Raw genomic sequence first — 19,647 nt, 5'->3', positions numbered from 1 at the left:
TTCCGCCAGGCTTTTGAGGAAGGGGGCTAGATGCCATTTCCTGCAAACCTTTTGGGCTAACTTTCACCTACTTCTAGTGTACGGAAGCCGCCTCCGGTTTGCCTGAATTCAAAAACAGGACGCTGATGCAGCAGATGTGTAAGGGGCGATCGCAAGCGTGATTTTACCGAGGCTGAATTCGGAGCGATCGCACAAGATTATCCAGCAGCGTCAGGTTCGGGAAAAAGCCGTTGCTGTCTTGCAAGTTGAGCTGCTGAGCCACCCGCCGCAGATAGGTTTCATACTCCGCCACAAACGCATCGTACTGATCTGCCGTGAGCGGTGCTGTGGCAGGCAATACGGACGTTAGCAGCGGCTGCGAAAAGGACACGTAATAGCGCCCGTCAGTGGTCAATCCCTGAAAGATATAGACCAGTTCGTTGCTTAAAATGGGGCTAACGTCGTACTTGTAGACCCCGACAAAGCGCAGCCCGCTACCCTCCCCAAAGCGGAGATATTCCATCTGCGATCGCAGCACTTCGTCTCCCAAAACAGGCGGCAGCACGGTGATTGGGCGATTGATGTAGAACGGGCGCTGGGTCAAGATGGTTCGCAGTCCGTTAATCACCCGGTTCATCGCCTGTAGCTCTTGGCGATAGCCCACGTACATCGCCCGCAGCCCGCTGACGGAGTAAATCTTGAGCGTCCCCGGCGGCACTGCGATTCCCGCTGCTGGGCTGGGCACTTGAAATTGATAGACCAGATGGGATGGCTCGCCGTTGAGATAGGGCGGCTGATCGGGTCGATAGGGCCGCGCGGCCCGCCGCTGGCCCTGCACCGAGTCCGTCAGCGGCCCTGGTTCAAACCGCACCTGCTCCAGGGATAGCGGGAATTCAGTTGCCACGTCCGAAAGCTGAAGCACGTAGGGCCCGGGTGGCCGCCCTATGGAGGACGATTCCGAAAACTCTGGCGAATCGATGACTGGTGCAGGCTGGGCGATCGCCCTTCCAAAACCCAGAAGACAATCACCACCCACGACAGCTATGCTTCCTACGGGCAAGAGCAGGGAAAGACCCCACGCAACCCAACCATTCATTGTTTCGCTCCTCACTCACACTGCCCAAAATCCTGCCCAATGTCGATCCTCTCAAGGGGCGCTATGGGTGACATTGCCGGAAGTCCCGCCGCCCCTTGACTGGTAAGCTAAAATCGCAAATCCAAAATCGAGGATCGACACGAGACACAACCCGCTATCCAGCATCAACGCCCAGCCCAAGCTCTAGTGCAGACCCGATGCTTCTACACCCTCAGCCTAGACCGGGCTACGTTCCCCGCATTGGGTCAAAAAGACCAGAATGCTGCGCGATGACTCCGCATGACGCAGTTTCCGCATCCCACAGCAGTTGCTCTCAATATTATCCAGGTCTGACGCAAATGAGCGAGATTCCCCAGAATCAGAGGGTAAATGTCAGAGATTCTGTCAGAGATTCGGAATCGATTTGGAATCGGGGGTGACAAGGAGAGTGAGTAGAGACTCCCGACACCCTATTCACCTGTAATCGACAGTTCCTCAATCCACACGCGGGGGCTGAGTCCAGCGCCGACCCGTTCCAGTTCTGGCTCGATGTGGATGATGGACTTGAGGAGTTGGCGAAAATCGCCCGCGACCGTGGCGGATTCAATGCTGGTGCGCTGACCATCGCGAATCAACCAGCCATCGAACGGCAGCGAGAAGGAACCCTGGAGCGCCTGCACCCCGGCATGGAGCGCGTGCAGGTCATCGATGAATACAACATTATCAGCCGTGCTGAGGTCGAAAGCAGAGTCGGCAACCCCTGGCAGGACGTGGTAAAAATGGCTGCCAACCGTCACCTTTGCGCCCATGTTGGCGTGGCCCGTCGGCTGGGCGTTGAGCCGTTTGGCCGTGCCTGCGCTGTGCAAAAAGCTAGTCAACACGCCCTGGTCAATTAGCGAGACGCGGCGCGTGGGCGTGCCTTCGCCATCAAACAGTTCGCCGCCAATATTTTCTGGATGCAGCGCGTCGTCATACAGCGAGAGCAACGGAGAGGCGATCGCACTCCCCAGCGACTCTGGCGTAGACAAGCTCTGCCGATCGAGAATATTCTGCGCGTTAAACAGATTAGAAAATGCCCCAATCAGGCTCAAAAAGGCATCGGGCGACAGCACGACCCGGTACTTTCCAGTGGGAATCTTTTCGTAATCCAGGTGGCTGATCGTCTTCTCCGCCGTTTCCCGAATGCACTTCTGGATATCCAACTGCTCCAGCCCCCGGCTCACCTCAAAAGACCCAGCACTGCGGGGCTTTTTGCCTTCCTGCTCCGTCTTGCTGTAGAGGTAGATCGACGCAACTGATTGCCCCTGCCGCCGCACTGCGCCATCGCTGTTCAGATAAAACCGTTCCATGTCCCGCTGCGACAGACCGTTATAGGGCACAGAGGCGATCGCCGGATGAGCCGCCAACAGTTCCTTCTCGGCTGCAATCAGCGCCGCAATCAAGTCAGACACCGACGCAGGCGAAACGCGATCCTCTTCTTGCCCGGCCAGGGGAGCCATAGCCTCTGGGCTAAAGTCGGGCACGTTTTCCTTCATGCCAAAAAAGCTAGCATCGTAGGCCGTCTTCAGCGCCAGTTCTAGTCCCGTCGGGTCAACGTCGGTCGTCGAAGTGATGCCCAGCGTACCCTCATGGTTCCACACGCGCACCGTCACGCTCGATCGCTGGGACGCTTTCACCTGCTTGGGTTCGCCCTGATCCACCTGGACGCTAGTTTCATCGACCGACGCGCCGTAGATGTCGTATTTCTGAATTCCCAGGCGATGGGCAGACTCTTGAACCTGGTTAGCAAGATCGCTGACGAGAATCGGCATGGTGAGGGTATCTTAGGAAGGTTTTGGGAAGTTTTCCTAAAGTGTATCGCAGGGGGATAGAAGGGAAGAGGGAAGGGAGAAGAACGAAGAACGAAAAACGAAAAACGAAGAACGAAAAACGGAAATTCTTAGGGGCACCTCGAAAAATTCAGATACTCTTGAGAATGGCCACGAGAAAATAAGGGTTTTAGGCTCCCAAAATTCTCAATAAGGCAATTAATATAAGGCGATTAATCGAGGTGACCTTAGGCATCTCCCAAGCCTTCCCTCTTCCCTCTTCTTCCCGCCATTTCCCCCATGATTAGCTACCTAAAAGGCGCGATCGCCGCTGTGCAAAAACTTCCAAGCAATCGCGTCATCTTGACCCTAGACGTGAATCAGGTGGGCTATGACCTGCAAATCACGCCGCGAATGCTGCAATCGCTGCCGGGTATGGGCGAAGTGGTGCAGGTGTTTACCCATCAGCAAGTGAAGGAAGATCAAATTGTGCTGTACGGGTTTGAGTCACTGGCGGAGCGAGATCTGTTTCGGCAGTTAATCAGCGTCAGCGGCGTGGGGCCGCAGTTGGGAATGGCGCTGCTGGACGGCATGGGGCTGCAAGACCTGGTGCAGGCAATTGTGTCGGGCAACACGCGGATGCTGTCGCGCACGCCAGGGGTGGGGGCAAAAACGGCGGAACGGTTGGCGCTAGAGCTAAAGACCAAGCTGGCAGACTGGCGCACCCAATCAGGACTGTCCACAACCCCAGATGCCGCGCCTGTGGGCAGCGTGCAAGAAGATGTGGAACTAACGCTGCTGGCGTTGGGCTATTCCAGCGGCGAAATTATGCAGGCATTGCGGGCAGTTGGGAAAAAGACGGCGCTGGCGAAAAATGCCGACGCAGAGCAGTGGATTCGAGAGGCGATCGCCTGGCTGAGCCAATAGACCCCTAAGCCCTGTGATACAATCGTTGATTGTATTGATACTCACCGGACAACCCCAATGGCACTCCTGCAAGAGCGCAAGCAGCAGATTATCTCTGATTACCAAATCCACGAAACCGACACCGGATCGGCAGATGTTCAGGTGGCGATGCTGACCGAGCGCATCAACCGCCTCAGCGCCCACCTCAAAGAGAACAAGAAAGACCACGCTTCTCGTCGGGGTCTCCTGAAAATGATCGGTCAGCGCAAGCGCCTGCTGGCCTACATCCAAAAGCACGATCAAGATCGCTATCGCGCTCTGATCGGCAAGCTGGGCATTCGCGGCTAGGGTTTCGCGGCTAAAGCTTAAGATCTTGCGAATCGATTCGCCGGCCCAGATGGCGTGGCTGACCCCTTGCGGTTAGGACAGGTTTTCTTTATGGCATCTTCTACTCCGCCCAGTTCTGATTCTTCCAGCTCAGATGCTTCGACTCGTAAGGCCTTGCCGTTCGAGCCGAAAAAGCGCCTGAAAAAATCCGAAGCATCCACCGATGCTGGTAAAAAGCCAGAGCCGGGAGCGGAACCGAAGAAAGCGCCTAAATCTGCCTCGAAATCGGCCGCTAAGGCAACCCCCAAGGCAACGCCTCCAAAAGCAGGAGCGTCGGGGGGTGCGTCTGGCAATTCCGCCAAGAACGCTGCGGCAACCCGCGCATCGATGGCGATTCCTGATGCAGTGAGCAAGCGAATGGCCAGGCGCATGGCGATTTTCTGTGGTGTGCCGTCGTTTTTGGCGATCGCCACCTTCGTCGTCAGCTACTACATCGTGAGCCAGCACCTTCTGGACTTGCCCACCTCCGCCGTACTGCTGGTGAGCTTGGGCTTTTTTGGGCTGGGCGTACTTGGGCTGAGCTATGGGCTGTTTTCGGCTTCCTGGGAAGATGAACCGGGCAGCTTGTTGGGTGCGTCGGAGTTTCGCACCAACCTAGGACGCACCATTGCGGCATGGCGATCGCAGCGCCCTCAGTCCTAAACGCCTCATCGCAGAAACCACCCGACCGGAGGGTGGTTTTTGTCTTTTGGGCTGCCTAAAATAAGCGCTAGCGTTAGCCCAGCATTAGACCTTTGGATTTTGGCGTGCGGCGTTTAGAACTCTTAACTGAAGTTAACCTGCCAGTCTGCCGTTTCCGTAGCATTGAATACTCTAAACTAGTCATGTTTTTGGGCGATGTCTGCTCTACGGACGTTACCCAGCCCTGGATCTAAACGCAATCCAAACGCTCTGACTAAACCCCAGAGCCGCAGGACTTTTAACCTTTCTTGAATCATTCAAAGTAAGCAGGATTTTCCCATGATTGTGGTGATGAAGCCCGAAGCGCCCGCCGAAGAAATCGACCGCCTGAGTGCCGAGTTTCGCGAGATGGGCCTGACACCGGAAAAAATTGTCGGCAAACACAAAACCGTGGTGGGTCTGGTGGGCGAAACCGCCGAGATGGACGCACTCCAACTCCAAGACCTGAGTCCCTGGATCGAGCAAGTGCTGCGGGTCGAAAAGCCCTACAAGCGCGTCAGCAAGGAATATCGCCACGGTGAACCCAGCGAAGTCGTCGTGCCCACGCCCAATGGCCCAGTGACCTTCAGCGCTTTTGCGCCGTTGGTTGTGGTGGCAGGCCCCTGCTCTGTTGAAAACGAAACCATGATTGTGGAAACGGCTCGTCGCGTGAAAGCTGCGGGCGCAAAGTTTCTGCGGGGTGGCGCGTTTAAGCCGCGGACCTCGCCCTATGCTTTTCAGGGGCACGGCGAAAGCGCACTGGAACTGCTGCAAGCGGCCAAAGATGCGACCGGGCTGGGCATTATCACCGAAGTCATGGATGCCGCAGATCTGGAAAAAATCTGCGAAGTGACCGACATTGTGCAGGTCGGCGCACGCAACATGCAGAACTTCTCGCTGCTCAAGAAGGTGGGCGCTCAGGACAAGCCCGTGCTGCTGAAGCGGGGCATGTCTGCCACGATTGACGAGTGGCTGATGGCGGCAGAGTATATTCTGGCGGCGGGCAATCCCAACGTCATCCTCTGCGAGCGCGGCATCCGCACCTTCGACAATCAGTACGCCCGCAACACCCTCGATCTGGCGGTCATTCCGGTGCTGCGATCGCTCACTCACCTGCCCATCATGATCGACCCCAGCCACGGCACGGGCAAGTCGGAATATGTGCCCTCGATGGCAATGGCTGCGATCGCCGCCGGAACGGACTCCCTGATGATTGAGGTTCACCCTAACCCATCGAAGGCGCTGTCCGATGGCCCGCAATCGCTCACGCCGGAGCGCTTTGACCGACTGATGCAGGAGCTATCGATCATTGGCAATGCGGTCAATCGCTGGGAAGCCAATCCTGTGCCTGTTCTGGCCTAGGGGCGACCCGAAAAGTTGGCTTGCTCGAAAAGTTGGCTTGCTCAAAAAGTTGGCTTGCCCAGAAAGGTGGCTTGCCCAGAAAGGTGGCTTGGGGGCGATCGCCCAGAGGCGTACGTACCAATAGGCGATCGCCCCTACGAGTGATACGAGTGAGCAGATCTTCGGATTGGCAGACGACTTCCGGTCGGCGCTGCGACTAAAATCGAACTTAACCGGGAGCGTTTTTACGAATGTTCTTTCACCGTTGAGTTCAACCCAGCGCGATGCCTGACTTTGTGGAACTGGATGGACGGAAATTTTTGCCTGCGGATCAACTGCCGCAGCCAGAGTGGCCTTGCGTCATTAGCGAACGCCCGCAGCCGACACTGACGCTCAAAGATGACGACCTGTTTTTGATTACCGACACGCTGGGCAATATTTCAGCCTGCTTGGAGGGAGACTCCATCGGCAGTTTGGGGCTGTTTTGTCAGGATACGCGCTTTTTGAATCGCCTAGAGTTGCAGATTGAGGGGCGATCGCCCGTCCTCCTCAGCAGCAACGCCGACAAGGGATTCGTCCTGTCGGTGCTGTGCGCCAACCCCCAGCTAGACACCATTCCGCCGGAAACCATCGGCATCCAGCGGGAACTAGTGCTAAACGGCGGGTTGTTTGAAGAAATCAGCCTGACAAACTTCAGCACCGAACCTGTGCAGTTTGAACTGAGCCTCAGCTTCGATGCCGATTTTCTGGACTTGTTTGAGATTCGTGGCTTTCAGCGCGATCGCCGAGGACAGCGCCTGCGACTAGTGCCTCAGGTGGCGCAGGATCATCGGCTGGATGTGATAGAAGCTGCAACGGACGACGCAACGGAGCCGCTGCCCCAATTACTATCCCCAGAAATAACTCTGGCCTATCAGGGCCTAGATGGCGGCTTGATAGAATCGCGCATCCAGTTCTTGCACCAGCCGCCAAACTTCCTCAAAGGCTATACCGCCCTGTGGCAAGTATCGCTGGAGCCACACGAAACACTGACCCTGGGCTATCGGCTGCAACCGCTGCTGAATGGGCGATCGCCCTCCGCCGTCAACACGCCCATGACGCTGATGCAGGCCAAAGCAGCGGAACTGCTGGAGCAGACCCAGTGGGGCGAGCAGGTGACGCGCATTCGCTGCGACAACAAGGCCATCAACCAGATCATTGAGCGGGCGCAGCGGGATGTGTACCTTTTGCGGCAGACCTTCGGCAAGGGCAAGGTGCTGTCGGCAGGTGTACCCTGGTTTTCGACGCTGTTTGGGCGCGACTCCATCATTGCCGCCTCGCAAACGCTGATTCTTGACCCCACCATTGCCCGCGACACCCTCAGCATCCTGGCCTACTATCAAGGCAAGCAGCACGACGACTGGCGCGACGAGCAGCCCGGAAAAATTTTGCACGAGCTGCGCCTGGGCGAAATGGCCCGCTGCCAGGAAATTCCCCACACGCCCTACTACGGTACAGTAGACGCAACGCCGCTGTGGCTCATGCTCTACGCCGAATACTACGCCTGGGCCCATGACCAAGAAACCCTAGAGCGACTCTGGCCCAACGCGCTGGCGGCAATGGAGTGGATTGACGAAAACCTCAAGGAGACGGGCTATCTGGCCTATGCGCGGCGCTCCTCTCGCGGGCTGCAAAACCAGGGCTGGAAAGACTCTGGCAACTGCATTGTGAACCGCCGGGGCGAACTGGCCGAAGGGGCGATCGCCCTCTGCGAAGTGCAGGCCTACGTCTATGCCGCAAAGGTGCGACTGGCAGAAATCGCCCGCCTGAAAAAGCGCATCGACCTGGCCGATCGCTGGCTGGAAGAAGCGCAAGACCTCAAGCGACGGTTTAACCGCGACTTTTGGATGAATGACTTAGACTTTTGTGCCCTGGCGCTAGACGGCGAGGGCAACCCAGTCGATAGCATCACCTCCAACCCCGGCCATTGCCTGAATTTGGGCATTCTCGACCAAGACAAAGCCCTGAGCGTGGCCGAGCGACTGCAAGCACCCGACATGTTTAACGGCTGGGGCATCCGCACCCTCAGCAGCCTGTCGCCTGCCTACAACCCAATGGGCTATCACATCGGCTCCGTCTGGCCCCACGACAACAGCATGACCGTGCTGGGGCTGCGATCGCTCGGACTCATTGACCAGGCTCTCGAAGTCACCCAGGGCATTTTCGACATGACCCTTCGCCAGCCCTACCAGCGCCCACCCGAACTCTTTTGCGGCTATGAGCGCACCGCAGACAACAGCCCCGTGCAGTACCCCGTTGCCTGTTCGCCCCAGGCCTGGGCCACGGGTTCCATCTTCCAGCTTTTGCTGACGATGGCGAACTTGGTGCCCGACGCGCCCAACAACTGCCTGCGAATTCTCGATCCGGCCCTGCCCGACACGATGCACCGCCTGTCGCTGCACAACCTGCGGATTGGTCAAACGCTGCTGGATCTGGAATTTGAGCGGGTGGGCAGCGCCACGGCCTGCCGTGTGGTGAAAAAGCGCGGCAACCTGCGCGTGGTCATCGAGGCGTAGGGTTGATTCTCGATTTTGGATTTGCGATTTTGGACTTGCGATTTTGGACTCGCGATTTTGGATCGCCCGTCAAGCTTCGGCGCGCTTCCAGCAATTTCCCTGGCAAATCCGCTTGGGAAAATTAATGGGAGCCACCGATTTCTTTGGAACGGCCAGCGCCGCAATTCCTAAAGCACCTGATGCGTGTAGGCGTGCTGCTTTACGTTGTCTTCGGGCTTGACCAGGCGGTCAGAATTTAGCACGCGCTTGCGCTCGGTGGAATGGTTGAAATCAGTGCGAACCGTGCCCAGGGGAATCAGCGACTTGGCTACGGGACGAACCTTGTAGGTGCGGGCTGCGGCGATCGCCCTCGCGGCAAACTCATCACAAAACTGCGTGTCTGCCGGAAAGCCCGCAGGGAGTTGCGGTTCCTCGCCCGATAGCACTGCCCCCAGCGTCGTCGCCACGGCCTGGGTGTAGGAAGTGGGAATGCCACGGGCGATCGCCTCCAGCGCGGCCGAGGGAATCGGCTCCGCAATCGTTACCGTATGCACCTCCCCATCTGCCTTCAGAAAACAGGTCGCTAGACCCACCACCAGATAATCTTCGGCCCCCAAATCGGGCGCTGTGGCTGCAATGATCATAAGTTTCTATAGTTTGATGTTGATAGTTTGAGGACTTACGCAGTTGGACGATTTCTCGCAGACTGCGCCCGCGAGAAATCGTCCAAAACCCAAAGAGCTTATCGCAAGGGCGTAAGTCCTGAGTTTGTGTTGAAGTCTGTGTTGCGCTTTCCCCTCATTCTGCGATCCTTCGGCACAGATTCGGCAAATCGCAACCCTGGCTGTAATGAAACTAGAAAAATCTTTATGCTCTGGCGAGCGCTATGCTCTGGCGAACTTTATACCCTAGCGAACTTTATGCGCCGGGGGAATCCCCAAACCGCTGCTCTCGCACCTCCGCCGCGTAGGTCTGCACGGCCTGGGTAATGATATCCCGCAGGTTGGTGTAGGGTTTGGCGAAGGGGGGCTGCCATTCTGACAGGCCCAGCAGGTCGGGCGTGACGAGGACCTGGCCGTCGCAGTGGGGGCCTGCGCCGATGCCGATGGTGGGGATGGTCAGCTTTTGGGAAATTTGCAGCCCCAGGTCAGCCGGGATATGCTCCAGCACGATGGAAAACGCGCCGGCCGATTCTAGGGCGATCGCCTCCTGCAAAATTCGCTCAGCCGCCTCTGCCGTCGTGCCCTGCTTGCGAAAACCGCCAAACTGATGCACCGACTGCGGCGTTAGCCCCACATGGGCCATCACGGGAATGCCTGCCTGCGTCAGCCGTTCTACCGTCTCTAGCATGGCGGGATGGCCGCCTTCTAGCTTCACAGCCTGCGCTCCAGTTTCCTTTAGCACTCGCCCGGCCGAGTGCATGGCCTGCGCCACGCTCTCCTGATAGGTCATAAACGGCAAATCGCAGACCACCAGCGCATTTTTTACGCCGCGCCGCACTGCCTTCGTGTGGTGCAGCATGTCCTCCAGCGTCAGCGGCAGCGTGGTTTCGTGGCCCAGCGCCACCATCGCCAGCGAATCGCCCACCAAAATCACGTCCACGCCTGCTCGATCCAACACTTGCGCCATCAGAAAATCCCACGCCGTCAGCACCACAATCGGGCGACCGTCGCGTTTGAATCGGCTGAGCTGTTGGGTGGTCACGCCCATGATTCAGAAACTCCGAGGTTGAGGTTGGCGATTATAAGGTGGCAGTGGAGCTTGGCGGTGGAGGTTGACGGTAGAGGGTGAAGATGGAGAGGTTTCGTCTGGCGCAGTAGCCCGAATTGGGGTTATCGAGGTCCCGCGGCGATCGCCCCGTTAGCCAGCGCAATGGTCGCCTCTTTTTCGCCGTTTTTGATGCTCACGCCGTAGAGAATACCATCTGCCTGCCACATCACCGTCGCCACGCAATAGGCTCCGCAGGTGTTGGCATATTGCCCGCCCACGCCGTTGGTCAGGGCCACGGCTTCCACCGTTTCCGAAATGCCGAGGATCTCCGCCGGAGTCATCGTGCCCTCATAGCGTTGCGCCCAAGTTCCGCCATAGCTACAGGCCGTCGCACCGTTGCAGTCGGCTACATAGTCAAAATCTACGCCGTAGCTGTCTTCGTCGCCATAGGCGTGGACATACACCTCCTCCATCCCCGGCACTGTGTCCGGCAGAAAAATCGGAATTGGCGTTTGGGGACGCAGTTGGCTGACCACCTGATCGACGGGAACGGGGGCCCCCGCCAGCGACGGGGCACAGCCCGCGATCAGCATCGGAATCAACGGAAAACCTAGCGCAAAACCCAGCAGCATGGGGAGCGATCGCCTCATGATTGATCTCCAGGACGTACAGAAAAAGTACACAGAGAGATACACGGGAAAACAGCGTGAATCCGTGAAGTTCTTTGGTGATCTGCCAGGTTGCCGTTCGCCCAGGCGGTATAGTGTCTTCTGGGATCGCGCACGCCGCCTGTAAAACTCTATCGCGTTTCCTTGCGGCCGTGTCACCTGCCCGGTGGACTGCGAAACTGCCCACAACCCACCGCTACGCCCAACGCCGTGAACCCATTGCAAAGGTTACGCCCAGCGCCATGACTCAGGAGCCGCCCCCACCGTCCAACTCGCCCAATAACCCGCCGGAACCGCCAGAGAGACCCCCCACGAACGTACCCGGCTATGGGCCGCCCTCGCTGCAAGATTTGCAGACGGAATACGTGGGGCTGGGCAAGCGGCTGTTGATTGGGCTGCTGCGGGCGAATGTGCGGCTGTTAGAGGGATGGATTGCTGCCCTGGAAGCACCGCCCAGACAGGCCCAGACCACCCTGGGCGATCGCCCACCGGGAGAACTCGCCGCCGACAGCAGTGCCCTCGTCCGCACAGAGCCAGGTGCGCCGCCTGTCCCGGTTGCGCCATCGCTGGGTCGCCGCCTGTGGATGGCGGTTCAGCAGGTGTGGGCGACTGTGCAGCCCGCCGCTCGGCAGGTCTGGGCTGTGGCAAAGCCCTACTGGGAAAAGGGCTGGGCTTGGTGGACAGCCAATGCGTTGCCAAAGATTCGAGCCATCCTGCCAGCGTCGATTCGGGACACGCTGGCAGATTCGGTGCTGAGTGGGGCGATCGCCGGAATTGCTACTCTCCTGGTCTTCGTCGTGCCCAACCTGCTGCCGTCTCAGGAGCCAACCCGCATTACCGAACCGCCCCTGATCAGCGAAGCGCCAGCAGATGGTCGCCGCGTCGAGCAGCCCCTCCCCCGTATCACCACAATTCCTGAAGTGGTGCCCGATGACCTGCCGCCCGCGCCTGCCCCCAGCCCAGACGACAGCCTGCGCCCGTCTCGTCCGACTGCCAAGCCCCAGCCCACGCCCCCGCCGCAGCCATCGCCCTTGCCCACACCCGCCACACCCGCCACACCTGCCCGTCCCGCCTTGCCCGATCAGCCCCTGGTGGCAGCGATCCAGGAGGAGATTACCAGCGTCACGGATGCCTACAGCGAAAACCTGATCCAGACCATCCAAGCCAGCTTCCGCAGCGGCCGCCTGAGGGTGAACTTGGGCGATGGCTGGTATGCCCTGTCGCCCGCCAGCCAGGATAAACTTGCGGCAGAGTTGCTGAAACGGGCAACGAGGCTGGATTTCACCAAGCTGGAACTGGTTGCACCAGACGGTACGCTGCTGGCTCGCAGTCCTGTGGTGGGCGATCGCATGATTATCCTCAAGCGCAGCCTCCAGCCAGAGCAAGCGGCTTAATTGGGCAGGACTTAAGTTTGATAAATTCTCGCGGGCGTAGCCTGCGAGAAGGTGTTCAAAACCCAAAGAGCTAATCGCAAGTGCGTCAGTCCTGTGGGATTCTGGGGGAATGAGGAACGTCGGGGGCCCAGTTTTTCACCTGTAGAAGCTCATTTTCTGCCTATTTTTCTGCCCATAGAAACAGGCCAGGAATCTGCCTCTGGAAACTCGAGATGCTGAGTGCGGCTTGATAGCGTACTAGCATTGCGAAATGAGGCGTTTAATCATGACTACCGATTCCACCGATTCCACACCGATTGTTCCCGCCAACACGGTGTCGGACAAGACCGAAAGCTTTGATGCGCGGGAAACCAGGGCGGCGATCGCCGAAGGTGAAGAAAAGTCGCCCGAAGAAAACCTGGATTTGGACAAAGACTATGCAGCGGCACAAGCCATGAGCCAGGGCACGCTCAGCCCTAGGGAAGCAGCAAAGCAGGTCGCCCCTCAGCATGAGGTGGCTCAGCCGGAAGAGGTGAACATCTCTTCAGAGGATGACCGCTTGCCCACCGCCGGGGGCGACCCGGCCGACTACCGGGAACTGGCTCGCGAGGTGCGCCCGTCTGCCTAGAGCATGTTTTAAAATCCTTCGATCCCCTCTATCCCCCCTTAAATTCGATCCCCCCTAGCCCCCCTTAAAAAAGGGGGGAACTGAGCCGAACCACTCCGGAGGTCCCCCTTAATAAGGGGGATTTAGGGGGATCGACTCAAGGCAATCAACGACCTAGAAAGTTTTAAGACACTGCCTAGGGAATTCCATGAGAATCCCACCAGAATTCCATCAGAATTCCATCGCCCACTATCTCTCGCCCACTATCTCTGAACTGAACCCATGCGAACCGCTGAGAGGTTGCACAACCCGTGCTTCGTCTCGGCGGTTTGTTTGATTCAGCGACCTTAACTTTTCCGATTCCAGCAGGGCGATCGCCCCCGGTAAACCCCTCAAAGTCCCTAACTTTTCCATATCGATGTCTCCAAGGGAAAATCCTATAAAAGAATCATCGCTCCAAGACACGCATACCGCTTTCGACCGAATTTCCCAGTTTCAGCCAACCTCCCAGCCTAATTCAACTTATCAAAGTCAACTCCAATCCACTCCAATCAACAAGAGGACATTGCCATGACTCGCCTAGACGCAAAATTGCAAACTATCCGCCAAAAGCTTCAGCAGACTGATGTGCCTCTGCAACTGAGAGTCGTGTCCTATCTGCGGATGTCGTGCCGCGTGGTGGATGAGCGCGGTGGCCGCTATTCCCAAATGCTGGCAGCGCTGCACCGCCACAAGGCCGACTGGTGGAAGACCTGCCACATTACCCAAGAGGGCATGCTAGAGTCGAGCGATGCAATCGTGAATATGCTGTTGTCTCCGATTGCCGCGCTGCACGCCGACAGCCAGCCCTCCCGCACGCTGCAACTGTCCGCTTGATCTGGCTGCTTGATTTGGCTGCTTGAGCTAGGACAAATTTGCGGAACAAAGCTAATCCTAAGCTCATCCTAAGCTCGTTAGAACGAAGCGCGGCGGATGCCCTGCTGAAACGCTCTGGCGGCATCCAAGCGGGAAGTCTGACCCATCAGAACACACTGAGTCAACTCGCCCAGGCATAAGCACCTCAATCGTTCCATCAAAATAAAACAGCCGAACGCCCAGTGCATTTCTAAAGCCTTCCTGGATCAGCTTGAACTGCTCCCAAGTGCGCCCCGATTGAACGATTCGCTGATCCTGCGTCGGCGGAAGCGTTTGCATGGCGAGGGGGTGGACTAGAGCGGTCGGTAGACACGATAGTTCACATTGGGGAAGATATTGTCGATCGCCTCGACTTTTTCCAGCCAGCCGCTGTCGATTTTGCCCGCTAGGATGTCTTCGCGCAGCTTGTTGAACCGCATCAAGTGCGATCGCGTCCGACGCACCGCATAGGGCACCATCGTCCCCGTCCGCATGATGAACGCCCAGTCAGACGATTGCGCCAGCAGCAGCTCCCGCGCTGCCTGGTTCAGCGCCCGCCATTCCAGGTCATCGGCAGGTTCGCGTTTGGCCAGGTCGATCATCCGTTCCGCAGCTTTATGCAGATGTGGATAAATCCAGGCGTTGGTGTCGTTCAGCCAATATTCATGGAAGCCTTTGAAGCCCCAGCTTGACTGGGATGGGCGGCAGACCTGCTGGGTCGGGTGCGCCTTGAGATAGTCGGAGAGGTGAGTCATCTCGAAGGTGTGTTGGTCAAACCAGGACTTGCGGAAGAGATAGTTCAGGAACCAGGGCCCTTCATACCACCAGTGACCAAATAGCTCGGCATCGTAGGGCGACACGATGATGGGCGGGCGCTGCATGATGCCGTGCAGGTGTTCGACCTGGCGTTCGCGGTTATAGACGAAGTTGCCAGCGTGTTCTGCTGCTTTTTCTCGCGCCCAGTAGGGGTCGTAGAGATCTTTGTCGCTCAGCCCTAGTCCGCGCCCGGTAATTTTGTGATACTTGATGCCGACGTTTTTGCGCTGGCCGTTGGGCATGATGTAGGGCTTGATGTATTCATATTCGGCATCCCAGCCCAGGTCGCGGTAGAACTCGCGGTATTCTGGCGCACCGGGATAGCCCACTTCGGATGACCAGACCTGCTGCGACGATTCGTGATCGCGCCCAAAGGCGGCGACCCCTGTTTCGGTGAAAATCGGCGCGTAAGTGCCAAAGCGGGGGCGGGGACGGGCGTAGAGAATGCCGTGGCCGTCGGTGATGAAGTAGCGCACACCCGCATCCGCCACCATCCGCTCGACCCCTTCGTAGTAGGCGCATTCCGGTAGCCAGATGCCGTTGGGCGATCGCCCAAAATGCTCCTCATAGCTCTCGCAGGCCACCTGAATTTGCGCCCACACCGCCTGCGGATACATCTTCATCAGCGGCAGATAGCCGTGGGTTGCCCCGCAGGTAATGATGTCGAGGTTGTTGGAATCCAGAAATCCCTTGAACGCGCCCACCAAGTCATGATTGCAGCGCTCCCACACCTGGCGCACGCTGTTAAACTCGGCAGCATAGTGTTCTGCCAGATATTTCATGTGGCCCGTGTGGGCATTGCGGTCAATTTCCATCTCCGCCAGTTCTTCGAGCTTGGCGAGGTGGATGTCGTATCGCTCTTGCAGCAGCGGATCGCGCAACATCGACACCAGCGGCGGTGTCATGCTCATCGTCAGCTTAAAATCAACGCCATCGCGCTTCAGCCCCTCAAATACCTGGAGCAATGGGATATACGTTTCCGTAATCGCCTCAAAGAGCCACTCTTCTTCGAGTACATAGTCGCTCTCTGGGTGGCGCACAAAGGGCAGGTGGGCGTGGAGGACGAAGGCAAGGTATCCGATGCTCATGGGATTGGCAGGTGGATGGGCGAGTGGACGAGCTAGGTAAAGAGCCGGATAATGGCAGTTTTAGAGCAGCGTATGTATAACGATTAATTAAGATTCCTTGAACTTCTTAAGAGATTTACTGGTAGCCAGGGCACCAAACGGTATCGCAGGCAGCAACTTTAGACTGTGGGCTAGAGTGGGTTCAATAAAAAAATCGATCCGGCTGGGCTATCTCCAAGTATCGTAGAGCAAAAGTTATCACGCGACGGATCAACCTGGATGAGATATGGCACAAACGAACCTGCTTGAACTCGCGAAGCAAGGTGACCCACAGGCGATCGCCACGCTCATGAATCGCTCCCTACAGCCGCGCGGCATGACCGCCTCGGTCGATCGCCAGGGAGCCTGCCTGTATGTCACGCTGCAAGCAGAGCAGGTGCCCAATCGCCAGGTACTTACTGCGTTTGTGCAGAACGGCATCAGCAACCTGGGTGTGTCCTCAATCCAGTTGGTCAAGATTGCCGGGCAGCAGTTTGGCATGGCCGAACCTGCCTGGACGCAGGACTTACAAATCGAGGTCACCGATTTGGGCGATTTAGGGTTGGGTGATTTGGAGCCATCAGAACCTACTGCCCCGCCCTACGATGCAGGCATTTCCCTCGACGGGCTAGACGACATTGCGCCCGCCCCCAACCCCGTCGGCGATATTCTCTCAGAACTGACTGCGCCGCCACCGGATCTCACCTTCGAGCCAGAGGGCTTGTCGTTGGAACCCCCCCCGCTGGATTTTGAGGATGAGTTCACATCGGGCGACTTGCCCGCTCTGGGCGACGATTTTTCGGGGGATTTTTCGCTGGGGGCGATCGCCCCTGAAAATCCCATCTCAGGCGACTTGTCAGGCGATCTGGGCGACGATCTGCTGGCAGATCTGGATTTGGGTGCGGGTCTAGAACCCGACCCGATGGCAGATTTGCAATCTGGCGATCTGGGGCTAGACTCCTTTGATGACCTAGATAATGCCCTAGAAACCGGCCTTGGCGCGGGGCTAGACAACGACCTGGAACTAAGCGGACTGGACGGACTGGAAGATCTGGACGGACTAGAAGGCAGCTTGCCTGCCCCAGATCTGGGCAGCGATTTTTCAGAATTTGACCAGGGCACGGGTTCTTTCGACAGCGCCTTTGAAACTAGCACACCCGCCGACGCAGAAATGCACGAACCGTCAGGCGATGCGCGGCTCTCGGATCTCAATGCATTGGAATCGACACAAGATTGGTCGCTCGACGGGCCCGATGACATGCTCAGCGATCTCGGTTCTCTCGAAGGGGATCTGGCGCAGTTGGGCGACGAGTTTTTGGGAACCGATGCGGTGACTGGAGAATCCCGTCCTGGCATGGGGCTGGAACCAGACGAGTTTGACCTATCTGCCGATTTGTCGTCCGATTTCTCATCCGATTTTTCGATGGAGCCATTGATGGAGCCATTGAGTAACGCGGACGAGTTTGACCTTGGCTTGCCCGATCTGGAGCCATCCAGTTCGACGTTGGACAGCAGTTTCGATCTGACTCCCGAACAGGTCGATTTCCCGCTGACGGACTTTGACGAACTCAGCACCCCGTCAAGCGCCAGTGAGCCATTGTCGGGTCTGGAAAACCTGGACTTTGGGGACTCAGCCCCATCAACCCCGGAGGATGCAGGGTTGGGTGATATGGGACTCGGTAGCACAGAATTCGACAATACCGAGTTTGGCAATCCCGAGTTTGGCAGCACAGAATTCGGTAGCCCGAACTTTGACGATGCTTCGCTGAGCGATGCCGATTTTGACTTTGACGCGAGCGGTTCAGAGCTATTCAGCGAATCCTCTGTGTCTGGTGATTCTGGTGATCTGGAAAGGGATTTTGCAGGACTGTTCGCGACGGGCGAGCCAGCCGCGAACAGTTGGCAGGAGGATGATTTGGGGGCGATCGCCGCTGGATTTGAAACCGAAGCTCAGTTTGACGACCTGCTACCAGAATCCTCATTTGACGAAGGCGGCAGTTCTACGGACTTTGACGAGCCAGCCCCAACTCCACCGCCCTACGTTGCCGAAGAAATCTCCCTCGACCTGGATCTGGATGACATCCAACTGCCACCCGTGACGACCGAAGGCGGTGATGATTGGGATGCTGATCTGGAGTTTGGCAACTTGACCGGAGAAAACCTGTCAGACTTTACTGCCGATCCGGCGGAGCCTGCGGAACCAACGTTCGAGGCAGCGGCAGAACCAGACGCACTAGAGTTGGACAATGAGTTTGCCAACAGCGAGTTTGCTACCGACGAATTGACCAGTGGCGACTGGGAGACTGCGCTGCCGATGGCGGAACCCAGCGAATTTGACGAAACCTTTGGGCGCGAGTCTGCTCCTGCGCCCTTCCCGGCGGATTTTGCAGAGTCTCCTGCTGCGCCGATTTTTGCGCCTGCGGGAGATTCTGCGCCCTGGCTGAGTGAGCTACCGCCCGAATTTGCCATTGATGTCACGCTGAATGGCTCTCTGCTGGATGCTGCTGGGGTGGGCCTGTTGGAGGATGAGGGGTCGCGGGCGATCGCCCCAGAGTCCCTAGAACTGGCGCAGGATCTAGAGCTAGAAGCCCAAGACCTGTACTTTGAGTCGGTGGCAGACAGCATCTCCCCAGAATCCTCTCCGCCTGCTGCTGCGGGTGATGTTGGCTTTGATCTGGAAAATTTGGACAACCTGGATAGCCTGGATAACTTGGACAGCTTGGACAGTGTGAATGATCTTGACCCTGCCGATGGCTCGGACAGCCTGCTGGATAACGATTTGTTTGAGGAAACCTTTGAGGAAACCTCAGACATTCCCCTCTCGCAACTGCCCACCGAGATTCCCTCGTCTGAAATTCGGGACGATGAGCCAGACGCGCCCGACTTTCTCGACGTACCCCTTTCTGGCGTTGAGTTTGATGAGATTGCCTTTGACAACATCTACGACAGTGCCCCAGCCAACGAGTTCACCCTCGAAGACGAAACGGCTCCCACAGAACTGATGCCTTCTGGCGAAGAAACGCTGCCGTCGGAACTGCTAGTTGATGACCTGGATGAGTCCGGTGGCGTCGAGATGGATAACCTGGGGCTGGGGCTGGAAAGCTTGGGGAGTAAAGAGTTTCAGCCCTCTGAAGCAGAAGCGGCTGGCAGAGATGACTTTGGGCTGGATGGAACAGACGAGTTTGACCTGGATGCACCCGCAGCCGATTGGCAGAACGAGCCAGACCCGCTGCCCGAAACCACGTTTGGTCTGGAGGACGACGATGAAGCGACCATCCTGCTAGATCCCAGCACCTATCCGGGAACTTCGTTTGGCACTGTGCCCCAGTCGCCAGAACTCGACCGCGAGGAATTGGATTGGCTGGCTAGCGAGGTCGCTGCCTCTGCAAATCCGCCCGTTTCGCCGCTCAGTTCTGCTGAGGAAGGCTGGAACTACGGCATTCCGCCTGCGCCGCCCCCGCCAGAGGATACCTTTGCCTACCCCGCGAGCGCTCCCCATCCGCCAGCCCTGGCCACAGTCGATGAGTCGGAGGCTGGGGAACAGGCAGAAGCGTCTGGCGCACGCGCCACCAATCTGCTGTATGGGGTGCTGCTGGCGCTGCTGGCATGGATCTTGGCGCTGATTGGGCGATCGCTCTGGACAGAATTGACGCAGCCAGAGCCGCCTCCAGTGCCCCCAGTCGAGGTGTCGCCCCAGTCGCAGGATGTGAACCCTGGGCGATCGCCCTTCTCTACGTTTTCTTAAGCCCAGCGCATAACCCCAGATAGTGGGCGATCGCGATA

At 57.7% G+C, this 19,647-nt stretch carries 15 protein-coding genes; 9 read left to right on the top strand and 6 right to left on the bottom strand.

Features of this window, described 5'->3' with window-relative positions; all coding sequences use genetic code 11:
- Positions 1–163: 163 nt before the first annotated feature.
- Entirely contained in the window at positions 164–1,075 is a 912-nt protein-coding gene (locus HPC62_RS04135; RefSeq protein ID WP_172353877.1) for a hypothetical protein, read from the bottom strand.
- A gap of 449 nt (positions 1,076–1,524) precedes the next feature.
- A complete protein-coding gene (locus tag HPC62_RS04130) occupies positions 1,525–2,865 on the bottom strand; it encodes a TldD/PmbA family protein (protein ID WP_172353876.1) in 1,341 nt (446 codons plus the stop codon).
- 297 nt (positions 2,866–3,162) lie between these two features.
- Here HPC62_RS04130 and ruvA point away from each other — a divergent pair, with 297 nt between their 5' ends.
- From ruvA to HPC62_RS04105, 5 genes are all read left to right on the top strand, one after another.
- Positions 3,163–3,789 (top strand): Holliday junction branch migration protein RuvA, encoded by a 627-nt coding sequence (ruvA, locus tag HPC62_RS04125; protein WP_172353875.1) that lies wholly within the window; start codon positions 3,163–3,165, stop codon positions 3,787–3,789.
- A 57-nt stretch (positions 3,790–3,846) separates the two neighbouring features.
- Positions 3,847–4,116, top strand: a complete 270-nt coding sequence (gene rpsO / locus HPC62_RS04120) for a 30S ribosomal protein S15 (protein WP_172353874.1) — start codon at positions 3,847–3,849, stop codon at positions 4,114–4,116.
- A 90-nt stretch (positions 4,117–4,206) separates the two neighbouring features.
- Complete coding sequence (locus HPC62_RS04115) at positions 4,207–4,797, top strand: PAM68 family protein (protein WP_172353873.1); 591 nt, start codon at positions 4,207–4,209, stop codon at positions 4,795–4,797.
- Positions 4,798–5,115: 318 nt separating this feature from the next.
- Positions 5,116–6,177, top strand: coding sequence for a 3-deoxy-7-phosphoheptulonate synthase (gene aroF, locus HPC62_RS04110; protein ID WP_172353872.1), 1,062 nt, complete (start codon positions 5,116–5,118; stop codon positions 6,175–6,177).
- Between the two features lie 263 nt (positions 6,178–6,440).
- Positions 6,441–8,711 (top strand): amylo-alpha-1,6-glucosidase, encoded by a 2,271-nt coding sequence (locus HPC62_RS04105; RefSeq protein WP_172353871.1) that lies wholly within the window; start codon positions 6,441–6,443, stop codon positions 8,709–8,711.
- 167 nt (positions 8,712–8,878) lie between these two features.
- Here HPC62_RS04105 and HPC62_RS04100 read toward each other — a convergent pair whose 3' ends face one another.
- The 3 genes from HPC62_RS04100 to HPC62_RS04090 form a co-directional block, all read right to left on the bottom strand.
- Positions 8,879–9,334: a hypothetical protein gene (locus tag HPC62_RS04100; RefSeq protein ID WP_172353870.1), complete on the bottom strand. Its 456-nt coding sequence runs from the start codon at positions 9,332–9,334 to the stop codon at positions 8,879–8,881.
- A gap of 274 nt (positions 9,335–9,608) precedes the next feature.
- A complete protein-coding gene (panB, locus tag HPC62_RS04095; protein ID WP_172353869.1) occupies positions 9,609–10,400 on the bottom strand; it encodes a 3-methyl-2-oxobutanoate hydroxymethyltransferase in 792 nt (263 codons plus the stop codon).
- A 122-nt stretch (positions 10,401–10,522) separates the two neighbouring features.
- Positions 10,523–11,050, bottom strand: a complete 528-nt coding sequence (locus HPC62_RS04090; RefSeq protein WP_172353868.1) for a hypothetical protein — start codon at positions 11,048–11,050, stop codon at positions 10,523–10,525.
- A gap of 170 nt (positions 11,051–11,220) precedes the next feature.
- Between HPC62_RS04090 and HPC62_RS04085 the strand changes: the two genes are divergently transcribed.
- The 3 genes from HPC62_RS04085 (at position 11,221) to HPC62_RS04075 (ending at position 13,924) form a co-directional block, all read left to right on the top strand.
- The gene (locus HPC62_RS04085) at positions 11,221–12,462 is read left to right on the top strand and encodes a hypothetical protein (protein ID WP_172353867.1); all 1,242 of its coding nucleotides are present in this window, start codon (positions 11,221–11,223) and stop codon (positions 12,460–12,462) included.
- 265 nt (positions 12,463–12,727) lie between these two features.
- Positions 12,728–13,069 carry a hypothetical protein gene (locus HPC62_RS04080; RefSeq protein WP_172353866.1) on the top strand — a complete coding sequence of 114 codons (342 nt, stop codon included), beginning with the start codon at positions 12,728–12,730 and terminating at the stop codon, positions 13,067–13,069.
- 549 nt (positions 13,070–13,618) lie between these two features.
- Positions 13,619–13,924 (top strand): hypothetical protein, encoded by a 306-nt coding sequence (locus HPC62_RS04075; RefSeq protein ID WP_172353865.1) that lies wholly within the window; start codon positions 13,619–13,621, stop codon positions 13,922–13,924.
- Between the two features lie 332 nt (positions 13,925–14,256).
- On the opposite strand, the gene HPC62_RS04070 is transcribed toward HPC62_RS04075, so the two are convergent.
- Positions 14,257–15,846: a glycoside hydrolase family 57 protein gene (locus HPC62_RS04070; protein WP_172353864.1), complete on the bottom strand. Its 1,590-nt coding sequence runs from the start codon at positions 15,844–15,846 to the stop codon at positions 14,257–14,259.
- 265 nt (positions 15,847–16,111) lie between these two features.
- Here HPC62_RS04070 and HPC62_RS04065 point away from each other — a divergent pair, with 265 nt between their 5' ends.
- On the top strand, positions 16,112–19,609 hold the full coding sequence (locus HPC62_RS04065) for a hypothetical protein (RefSeq protein ID WP_172353863.1): 3,498 nt from the start codon (positions 16,112–16,114) through the stop codon (positions 19,607–19,609).
- Positions 19,610–19,647 lie beyond the last annotated feature (38 nt).

Origin of the sequence: Thermoleptolyngbya sichuanensis A183, from assembly GCF_013177315.1 — a bacterium.
Taxonomy (GTDB): Bacteria; Cyanobacteriota; Cyanobacteriia; order Elainellales; family Elainellaceae; genus Thermoleptolyngbya; species Thermoleptolyngbya sichuanensis.
Note: the sequence above shows the minus strand (reverse complement) of the source record. Positions and strands in the feature narration are given on the sequence as shown.